The organism is Burkholderia sp. Ap-955 (genome assembly GCF_011753045.1).
In the GTDB taxonomy this organism is placed as follows: Bacteria; Pseudomonadota; Gammaproteobacteria; order Burkholderiales; family Burkholderiaceae; genus Burkholderia; species Burkholderia lata_D.
On the sequence record NZ_VWWH01000154.1, the window covers coordinates 1 to 9,632 of the forward strand.

Below are 9,632 nucleotides of genomic sequence, written 5' to 3' on the forward strand. Positions count from 1 at the left end.
TGCCAGCGCGGGCGAACAGCGCGGCCGCGGCCGGCCGAAGCTCGGCGTCGTGTCGCGCGAGGTCACGCTGCTGCCGCGTCACTGGGAATGGCTGGCCACGCAGCCCGGGGGCGCGTCGGTCGCGTTGCGCAAGCTCGTCGAGGACGCGCGACGCACGCACGCGGAAGCCGACCGGCGACGCGATGCGCAGGCGCGCACCTACCACTTCATGTCGGCGATGGCGGGCGACCTGCCCGGTTTCGAGGAAGCCGCGCGCGCGCTGTATGCGAACGACCTGACACGCGTCGCCGAGCTGATCGCCGGCTGGCCGGACGACGTGCGCGACCACGCGCTCGCGCTGGCGCACGGCGAGCTGCCGCCGTCCACCGAAGACTGCTGACAGGAGCATCGGACGCCATGACCGCATTCGATCTGAACCGCGGCGCGCTCGCGCCGGTTGCCGACGAGGTCGATCTCGTCGACCTGCGCGTGAGCGGCGCGATCCCGCACGAACTCGCCGGCACGTTGCTGCGCAACGGCCCGAATCCACCGGGCGGCCGTTTCGAAGGGAGCGACATGCTGTCGTGGTGGCCGGAAGCCGCGATGCTGCATGCGATCACGTTCGAAGGCGGCCGCGCGACCGGCTACCGGAACCGCTGGGCGCGCACGCAGCGCTGGGCCGCCGTGCATGCCCCTGAAGCAGCATCGCAACTGCCCGACACCAACCCGAACGTGAACGTGCTGCAGCATGCCGGCGAGTTGCTCGCGCTGTCGGAGGGCGGCGCGCCGTTCGCGATCACGGCCGCGCTCGAGTCGCTCGGCGTGCCGGCGCGGCACGCGGGCCTCGGCGGCGGGATGACCGCGCATCCGAAGATCGATCCGGTGACGGGCGAGCTGATCGCGTTCCGCGCGGACTGGCGCGAACCGTGGCTGCGCTACGGTGTGGCCGACGCGCAGGGTGTGCAGCGCGTCGATCTCGCGATCGACCTGAGCGCGCCGTCGATGATGCACGACCTCGCGATCACCGAAACCCGCAGCCTGCTGCTCGACCTGAACGTCGGCTACGACTTCTCGCTGCTGAAGCTGGGCCACCGGATGCCGCTGCGCTGGCACGACGACCGGCCCGCGCGCATCGGCGTGATCCCGCGCCACGGCGGCGCGGTGCGCTGGTTCGGCGTCGAGCCGTGCTTCATCCTGCACGTCGTGAACGCATACGACTGCGATGCGTCGTGCATCGTGCTCGATGCGGTGCGCTATCCGTCGTTCCTGCGGCTCGACGCGGGCACGGGCCGCTTCGCCGACAACCCGGTCGGCGAGCTGTGGCGCTACGTGATCGATACGGCGAACGGGCTGATCGACGAAGGGCCGCTCGCCGACGGCGGCATCGAGCTGCCGCGCATCAACGAAAGCCGGACGGGGCGCCGCTACCGCTATCTGTACGCCGTGGAGCAGCCGAACAACGCGGAAATGCGCGGCGTGATGCGCTTCGACCACGCGCGCGGCACGACGACGCATTACGCGGTGCCGCCCGGCGACCAGAACGGCGAGCCCGTGTTCGTGCCGCGCCCGGGCGGCACCGACGAGGACGACGGCTGGCTGCTCGTGATGGTCTACCGCGCGGCGACGGATACGAGCGACGTCGTGATCCTCGATGCGCGCGCGATCGATGCGGAGCCGGTTGCCACCGTGCACCTGCCGCGCCGCGTGCCGGCCGGGTTCCACGGCGCGTGGGTGCCCCGCGAACGTTGAACGTGAGCGGCGGCGCGCGTCACTGCGCGCGTAGCGCGTCGACGATCTTCAGCCGCGCGGCGCGCATCGCCGGCAGGAATCCGCCGACGAGCCCCATCACCAGCGAGAACAGCAGCGTCTTCACGACGATCACGGGTGTCAGCACGAAGCGGAACGACAGGTCGGCGAAGGTTTGAAAGTTGGTCGTCGAGAACGACGCGAACTGCATCAGCGATGCGCACGCGAGCCCCGCGACGCCGCCGACGAAGCCGAGCAGCAGCGCTTCCAGCAGGAACGCGGCGAGCACGTTGGTGCGCCTGAAGCCGAGCGCGCGCAGCGTGCCGATCTCGGCGACGCGGTTCGCGACCGACGCATACATCGTGATCATCGCGCCGATCATCGCGGCGATCGAGAAGATCGTCGACAGCGTGATGCCGAGGATGTTGATGAACGTCGACAGCGCCTTCGACTGGTCGCCGTAGAAGGTCTGTTCGCGTTTCGCCTCGTCGGTGAGGCGCGGGTCGACGTCGATGTCGGCCTTGAAACGCGCGAAGCCGTCGGCGCTCGGGATGCGCAGCACCATCGACGAATAGCTGGTGCGCCGGAACGACTGCATCAGCTGGTCGACGTCGCCCCAGATCTCCGAATCGAAGCCGCTGCCGCCTGCGTCGAAGATGCCGACGATGGTCCAGTCGCGCTGCGCGAAATGCAGGCTGTCGCCGAGCTGCGTGCCGCTGAAGCCTTTCGCGATCGCGCTGCCGACGATGATTTCCGACGAGCCGGGCGCGAACATGCGGCCGGCGGTGAGCTTCACGTGCGGGCGCAGCGCGAGGCCGGCCGGCGACACGCCGCGGATCACGACGTTCGACGGCTTGCCGCTCGACGTCTTCACCAGCGAGATCAGCACGACCGCTTCCTTCGATACGAGCGGCCGGCCGTCGGCGCCGAGCGCGACGGCCGGGTGCATCTCGAGCGCATTGGCCTGCTGGTGGTCGATCGAGCTCTGGATCTCGGTTTCGGCGCCCTTGCGGATCACCACCGCGTTGTCGGGTTCGCCGGTCGACACGAGTGTCTTCGTGAGCCCCGCGTCGAGCATCTGCACGGTCGCGAACACGAAGATCACGAGCGCCATCCCGCCGGCGGTCAGCGCGGTGGTGAGCCGCCGGGTCCACAGGTTGCGCGCGATGTAGTTGAGCGGGATCGCCATGTGCAAACCTAGCCGATTGCCCTGAGGCCTTCGACGACGCGCACGCGCGCCGCCTGCCACGCCGGCACGATCGCCGCCGCGAACCCGACCGCGACCGAGCACGCGGCCTGCAGCACGACCGTCTCGGTCGACACCTTGAATACCGGGAAGATGCCGCTGGCCGCCTGCTTGAACAGGCTCGCGGCGGGCGGCGTCGCGAGGATCCCGAGCCCGCCGCCGGCCACCGCGATCACGACCGATTCGCCGAACACGATCAGCGCGAGGAAGCCGGGGCCGAAGCCGAGCGCCTTCAGCGTCGCGTATTCGGCCGTGCGTTCGCGCGCGCTCATCGCCATCGCGTTGGCCATCACGGCCATGATGATCAGGATCACCACGTACGACACGAGGCGGATCGCCGCGATGATCTGGTTAGACATCGCGACGAAGCCGAGCTGGAACGCCTGCTCGGTCTCGGTCAGCGTTTCGGCGAGCGAGTTCTTGAACACGGCATCGACGTTGCGCGCGATCGCGGCGCCGTCGTCCGGGTTCGCGACGCCGAGCACGAACACGCCGACCTGGTCGGCCTGCTTCGGCGTGCGCTTGCGCACCGTCTCGTTCAGGTAATCCCAGTGGAACACCAGCTGCCGCGTGATCGTCGAGTCGTCGCGGCCGTCCAGGATGCCGCGGACGACGAAGTCCCACGTGCCTGGATAGATCGTGCCCTTCAGCGGGATCACGTCGCCGACCTTGAAGCCGAACTGCGTCGCGAGCTGGCGGCCGACGAGGCAGCCGCGGCGGTCGCGGTCGTAGTCGGCGCGCTGCTGCGCCGGCAGGATGAATTCCGGGTACAGGTCGAGGTAGTTCTCTGACACCGCGAAGCTCGCGAAGAAGTTCTTCGGGTCGCGATAGATGCCGCCGAACCAGTTCGAGCGGACCACGGCCGTCACGCCTTCGACGCCGCGGATCCGGTTCTCGTAGCTCACGGGCAGCGGAAACACGAGCGAGATCGCGTTGCGCGTGACGAGCCGCCCGCTGGACGCGGCGGCCGCGCCTGCGTACCACGCGTCGACCACGGTGTGCAGCAGCCCGAACGCGAGTACGGCGATGGTGAGCCCGAGCACGGTCAGCAGCGTGCGCAGCCGGTGCCGCAGCGCATTGCGCGCGATCAGCTTCAGCACGTACATCGCGCGCGCTCCCGCAACGGGTCAGCCGGCCTGCCCATCGATCAGCTCCCCTTTTTCCAGATGCACGAGCGAGCGCGCGGCGGCCGCCGCATGCGCGTCGTGGGTCACCATGATGATCGTCTTGCCGAGCTCGGCGTTCATCCGCTGCAGCATCGCGAGCACGTCGGTGGCCGACGTGCGGTCGAGGTCGCCGGTCGGCTCGTCGGCGACGATCAGCACGGGATCGGTGATCAGCGCGCGTGCGATCGCGACGCGCTGCTGCTGGCCGCCCGACAGCTCGGACGGGTAATGGCTCGTCCGGTCGCCGAGGTTCACCATGTCGAGCACGAGTTCGACGCGCTCGCGCCGCTCGCGGCGCGACAGGTGCGTGAGCATCAGCGGCAGCTCGACGTTCTCGAACGCGGTGAGCACCGGCATCAGGTTGTAGAACTGGAAGATGAAGCCGACGTTCGCCGCGCGCCATTCGGCCAGTTGCGCCTCCGCGAGCAGCGAGATGTCGAGCCCGCCCACGCGCAGCTCGCCGCTGTCGGGCCGGTCGATGCCGGCCACCAGGTTCAGCAGCGTGCTCTTGCCGGAGCCGGACGGCCCCATCAGCGCGACGAAGTCGCCTTCGCGGATATCGAGCGTGATGTCGGTCAGCACGGGCACGATCTGGTTGCCGCGCCGGTACGACTTCGCGACGTGGCTGATCTCGACGAGGGGCGGCGGGGCGTCGTTCACGCGTGCGCTACTTCTTCGCGACGGTCACTTTCGCGCCGTCCTTCAGCTTTGCGCCCGGCGCGAGCACGACCGTGTCGCCGGGCTTCACGCCGCGGAGCGCGACGAGTTCGCCGATCCGCATGCCCCGCGTCACGGGCACGGCGCGCACGGCGTCGTCCTTCACGACGAACACGACCGGCCGGCCGTCGCGCTCCACGACCGCGCTTGCCTGCACGGCTGTCACGGGCTGCCGGTCCTGCGCCGACACGGGCTTCGACAGGAACGCGATCTTCGCGCTCATGTCGGGCAGCACGCGGTCGTCGCGATCGACGAAGCGCACCTTCACGAGCACGGTGGCCTTCGAGCGGTCGACGGTCGGCACGATGCGTGACACGCGGCCCGCGAAGCGCATGTCGGGCAGCGCGTCGAGCTGGATCTCGCACGGCTGCTCGGCGCGGATCTTCGCGATGTTCGATTCGGCGACGTCGGCCTCGACCTCGAGCGTGTCCATGTCGGCGATCGTCACGACCGCGCCCTTGCTGTCCGACGCGGACGAGAACGGCGTGATGTTGTCGCCGACGTTCGCGTGCTTCGCGAGCACGATGCCGTCGAACGGCGCGCGGATCACCGTCTGGTCGACCGCGACCTGCGCGGCCTGCGCGTTGGCCTCGGCGGACGCGATCGCGGCCTGGTCGCTGCTGAGCGTCGCGCGCGCCTTGTTCACGCGCGCCGTGTCGGTGTCGAGCTGCGCGGCCGGCACGGCGCCTTTGGGCGCGAGCGCGGACGTGCGGCGCAACGCGATTTCCGCATCCTTCAGTTCCGCCTGCGCGACGCCGAGGTTCGCGCGGGACACCTGCACCTGCGCGCGCGCCTGCGCGAGCGAGGCTCGCACGTCGTTGCTTTCGAGCCGCGCGATGATCTCGTCCTGCTTCACGCGCGTGCCTTCGAGCACGCCGAGCCATTCGACGCGCCCCTGGCCCTTCGACGCGACCGCGGCCTTGCGCTGCGGCACGACGTAGCCGGTTGCATTGAGTTGCGTGTCGTTCTGGTACGGGTAGGCGGACGTGACGGCGGTCGTTTCGACCGCCGGCCGGCCGGTGAGCGCGAGGCCGGCGGCGATCGCGGCGATGACGAGCGCGGCGGCCACCGCATAGCGGAGCCACCGGCGGCGACGGGGCGCCGGTGCGAGCGGACGCCGGTCGATCTTCAGTTTGTCCAGATTGTGATCGGGCAATTTGAGCGCCTCGAGACGGCGGCGGTCTGGCGACCGGCCGCGATCCGGTTTCCGGGGAAAGGGACGGATGGACGCCAGTATAAGCGTCGCCCCGACGGCGCGCGAGCGGGTTGGGGCGGCCGTCGCGGCGGCGGCAGGCAAGGCATGGCGTGCGCCCCCGGAGAAACCCGAGGGGCGCAAGCAACGTGTCAACTTTCCGCGAACACGGTGCGTTATGGAACCAGTGCGTCAGGTTTTGTCGCGGTGGAACGGTGAAAGCCGGCTTCGCGGCCTGGGGCTCCGATGCGAATGCCTCGCATCTTTACTTACCGGTACGTTTGATTTTTTCTCCGCTAAAGGAAGAACAATGAAGAAGACGCTCGCTTCGATCATCGCCGCAGCATTCGCACTCGCATCGGTTTCGGCATTCGCACAGGCGTCCGCGCCGGCAGCCGACGCGTCGGCTGCCGCTCCGGCACCGGCCAAGAAGGATCACAGCAAGCCGAAGCACCAGCTGAAGCGCCACGGTTCGGCCAAGGGCAAGGCGAAGGCCGACGCCGCATCGGCCGCCGGCACGAACGACGCAGGCGCGCAGAACTAAGAAGCGCATTGCGCCGCGGCCGGCATTGCCGGCCGCCGGTCGCGAGACCCCGCATGTTCACGCATGCGGGGTTTTGTTTTTTCAGGCCTCGTGTTCGCCGGATGGCCGCGGCGGCGGCGTGCGCATCGCGTCGACCACCGTGCGCATGCGCCGCCAGTGCGAGCCTTCCCAGAACACGCGCCGGCACACGTCGCACGCGGCGAAGCGCCGGTGCCGCAGCCGGACGCCGGCCGGCACGCGCGGCGCGGCGGCCGCCGCGTCGAGCGGATGCAGCGGCGCATTGCAGCGCAGGCACAGCCGGAACGGCCGCATGTGCGGCGCGAGATCGAGCCGCTCGAACAGCTCGCGCAACTGGTCGACCGGCTGCAGCGCGTGCAGGTAGCAGCCGCGCTCGACCGCGCGCCGCTTGAGCAGCTCGCGGTCGCGGGTCAGCACGATCCGGCCGTCTCGCGCGGCGAGCGCCGCGAGCTCGTCGTCGCGGTAGTGGTTGTCGTAGCAGGTGTCGAAGCCCGCGAGGCGCAGCAGCTGCGCGAGGCCGCCGAGATGCGCGTCGGCGACGAAGCACCATTGCGCCGGTGGCGACGCGGTGGCCCCGTTCGTAGCCGGCTGCGCGCGTTCCGGAAAGACCTCGATCCGGTCGCCGTCGTCGAGCGGCCGGTCGAGCGCGGCCGGCGCATCGTTCACGCACAGCCGGCCGATTTCGGTATGCGGGACGCCGAGCGCCTCGATCGCGTGCTTCACCGTCGCGTCGCGCGCACACGCGTGCGCGAACGCGCGGTCGCGCTGTGCGCGCGGGAGAAAGGCGTTCAGTTCGTCGTGGAAGCGGAAGGTCGCGGTCACCATGCGGGCAGTATGGCACCGCGCTCGGCCGGCCGTGTGCCCTGCAGACGCCGCGCATCTGTGTTTAACTCCCCGCTTCACGGAGCGAAGGAGCGGGAAATGGATCTCGGATTTATCGGGCTGGGTGAAATGGGGCAGGCAATCGCGACGAACCTGCTGAAGGCCGGGCACACGTTGCGGGTCTGGAACCGGTCGCGCGAGCGCGCCGAGCCGCTCGCGGCCGTCGGCGCGCAGATCGTCGACACGCCGGCCGACGCGTTTCGCGGCGACGCGGTGTTCTCGATGCTGGCCGACGACGCCGCGGCGCGCGCGATCTTCGACGATGCGCTGCTCGCCCAGGCGCCGCGCGGCCTGATTCACGTCAACATGGCGACGGTGTCGGTCGCGCTGGCCGAATCGCTCGCGCACGCGCATGCGTCGCGCGGCATCCATTATGTCGCCGCGCCGGTGATGGGCCGGCCGGACGTCGCAGCCGCCGCGCGCCTGACGATCATGGCGGGCGGCCCGGCCGAGGCGATCGACCGCGTGCAGCCGCTGTTCGACGCGATCGGCCAGAAGACCTGGCGGTTCGGGTCGTTGCCGCAGCACGCGAACGTCGCGAAGATCGCCGCGAACTTCACGCTCGCGTCGGCGATCGAGACGCTCGGCGAAGCCTCTGCATTGCTGGGCGCGCACGGGGTCGCGATGCGCGACTTCCTCGACGTGATCACCGGCAGCGTGTTTCCGGGCCCCGTCTACGAAGGCTATGGCTCGATGATCGCCGAGCGGCGCTACGAGCCCGCGCGCTTCAAGGCCCGCCTCGGGCTGAAAGACGTTCGCCTGGCGCTGGAAGCCGGCGACGCCGTGTCGGTGCCGCTGCCGGTGGCAAGCGTCGTGCGCGACAACCTGCTCGACGCGCTTGCGCACGGCGGCGGCGAGCAGGATTTCGCGGTGCTCGGCGAAGTCGCGCTGCGCCGCGCGGGCCGCTGAGCCGTCGCGCGACAGAAGTCCGGCACACCGGCATAATCGACGTTTCGTTTTTCCTTACATCGACGCAGAGGCAGGCATGAACTTGCATACGTGGTGGCTTTTCGTGGCGACGGTGTTCGTCGTGTCGGCAATTCCGGGCCCGAACATGCTGCTGGTGATGACGCACGGCGCGCGGCACGGGCTGCGGCGTTCGACGTGGACGATGGCCGGCTGCCTCACCGCGCTGGTGCTGATGCTGTCGGTGTCGGCGGCGGGTCTCGGCGCGGTGCTCGAAGCGTGGCCGGCGATGTTCAACACGTTGCGCTTTGCGGGTGCGGCCTACCTGATCTACCTCGGTGTGAAGGCGTGGCGCGCACGCGTCGACGACGCGCAACCTGCCGCCGACGTCGACACCGTGTCGCGCCAGGCCGCGCCGGCATCGCGCGGGACGCTGTTCCGCAACGGTTTCCTGGTCGCGGGCAGCAATCCGAAGGCGATCCTGTTCGCGGCCGCGCTGCTGCCGCAGTTCATCAACGCGGCCGAGCCGACGCTGCCGCAGTTCGGTGTCCTCGTCGTCACGTTCGCGGTGATCGAGGTGAGCTGGTATCTCGTCTACGCGTCGTTCGGCACGCGCATCGGCGCGACGTTGAAGAGCCAGAGCGTGGCGAAGATCTTCAACCGGCTGACGGGCGGGCTGTTCGTCGGCTTCGGCGCGATGATGGCGCTGGTTCGTCACTGATTTCGCACGGACACCGGCGTACCGAACGCCCCGTCCCTCTTGAGAGGGCGGGGCGTTCTGCTTTTCGGGCCTGAGTCACGCTCGCTCAGGCACGCGGGCGCGTCAATGCCGCTGCGCCGGCTCCGCGTCCGGCCGTGAGCCCGAAAACGGCGGCCGCGCCTGCGAACGCAAACCCCACGCCGCACACCGCGCTCCACCCGCCCCAGGCCCACGCGCTGCCTGCGAGCACCGCGCCGAGCGCCCCCCCGATGAAGAACAGCCCGACGAACAATCCGTTCAGGCGGCCGCGCGCGGCCGGGTTCAGCAGGTTGATCTCGCGGCGGCCGATCGTCTGGTCGACGATGACGCCCGCGTCGAGCAGAGCCGCGCCGCCGGCCAGCAGCGCGAGCGCGAGGCCGCGATGCAGGTGCGCGTCGAAGCCGAACCAGCCGGCGCCCGCGATCCCGAGCACGACGAGCGCCACGAGCATCGTGCCGTGCGCGATCCGCTGCGCGGCCGGGCCATGGCCGCGGTCG

General features: G+C 70.0%; 10 protein-coding genes and 1 pseudogene. 5 read left to right on the forward strand and 6 right to left on the reverse strand.

The features are described from left to right. On the forward strand, positions 1-379 hold a 379-nt coding region (locus F3J15_RS36065; protein WP_166897370.1), incomplete at its 5' end, for a DUF2239 family protein. 17 nt (positions 380-396) lie between these two features. Continuing rightward, entirely contained in the window at positions 397-1,728 is a 1,332-nt protein-coding gene (locus F3J15_RS36070; RefSeq protein WP_166897373.1) for a carotenoid oxygenase family protein, read from the forward strand. A 19-nt stretch (positions 1,729-1,747) separates the two neighbouring features. Here F3J15_RS36070 and F3J15_RS36075 read toward each other — a convergent pair whose 3' ends face one another. The 4 genes from F3J15_RS36075 to F3J15_RS36090 are packed head-to-tail and all read right to left on the reverse strand — an operon-like array spanning position 1,748 to position 6,010. Continuing rightward, on the reverse strand, positions 1,748-2,914 hold the full coding sequence (locus F3J15_RS36075; protein WP_166897376.1) for an ABC transporter permease: 1,167 nt from the start codon (positions 2,912-2,914) through the stop codon (positions 1,748-1,750). Between the two features lie 8 nt (positions 2,915-2,922). Continuing rightward, positions 2,923-4,077 carry an ABC transporter permease gene (locus F3J15_RS36080; RefSeq protein ID WP_166897379.1) on the reverse strand — a complete coding sequence of 385 codons (1,155 nt, stop codon included), beginning with the start codon at positions 4,075-4,077 and terminating at the stop codon, positions 2,923-2,925. A 21-nt stretch (positions 4,078-4,098) separates the two neighbouring features. Then, a complete protein-coding gene (locus tag F3J15_RS36085) occupies positions 4,099-4,797 on the reverse strand; it encodes an ABC transporter ATP-binding protein (protein ID WP_089444777.1) in 699 nt (232 codons plus the stop codon). Between the two features lie 7 nt (positions 4,798-4,804). Continuing rightward, positions 4,805-6,010, reverse strand: coding sequence for an efflux RND transporter periplasmic adaptor subunit (locus tag F3J15_RS36090; RefSeq protein ID WP_166897382.1), 1,206 nt, complete (start codon positions 6,008-6,010; stop codon positions 4,805-4,807). Between the two features lie 346 nt (positions 6,011-6,356). Here F3J15_RS36090 and F3J15_RS36095 point away from each other — a divergent pair, with 346 nt between their 5' ends. Next, on the forward strand, positions 6,357-6,590 hold the full coding sequence (locus F3J15_RS36095) for a hypothetical protein (RefSeq protein ID WP_069246900.1): 234 nt from the start codon (positions 6,357-6,359) through the stop codon (positions 6,588-6,590). Between the two features lie 81 nt (positions 6,591-6,671). Here F3J15_RS36095 and F3J15_RS36100 read toward each other — a convergent pair whose 3' ends face one another. Continuing rightward, positions 6,672-7,433, reverse strand: a complete 762-nt coding sequence (locus F3J15_RS36100) for a Mut7-C RNAse domain-containing protein (RefSeq protein ID WP_166897385.1) — start codon at positions 7,431-7,433, stop codon at positions 6,672-6,674. Positions 7,434-7,442: 9 nt separating this feature from the next. Here F3J15_RS36100 and F3J15_RS36105 point away from each other — a divergent pair, with 9 nt between their 5' ends. Then, positions 7,443-8,399: an NAD(P)-dependent oxidoreductase gene (locus tag F3J15_RS36105; protein WP_275691255.1), complete on the forward strand. Its 957-nt coding sequence runs from the start codon at positions 7,443-7,445 to the stop codon at positions 8,397-8,399. A gap of 76 nt (positions 8,400-8,475) precedes the next feature. After that, positions 8,476-9,117, forward strand: a complete 642-nt coding sequence (locus F3J15_RS36110) for a LysE family translocator (protein ID WP_069246902.1) — start codon at positions 8,476-8,478, stop codon at positions 9,115-9,117. 85 nt (positions 9,118-9,202) lie between these two features. Here the strand turns inward: F3J15_RS36110 and F3J15_RS36115 are convergent. After that, positions 9,203-9,632, reverse strand: a pseudogene (locus F3J15_RS36115) (MFS transporter); the annotation flags it as partial.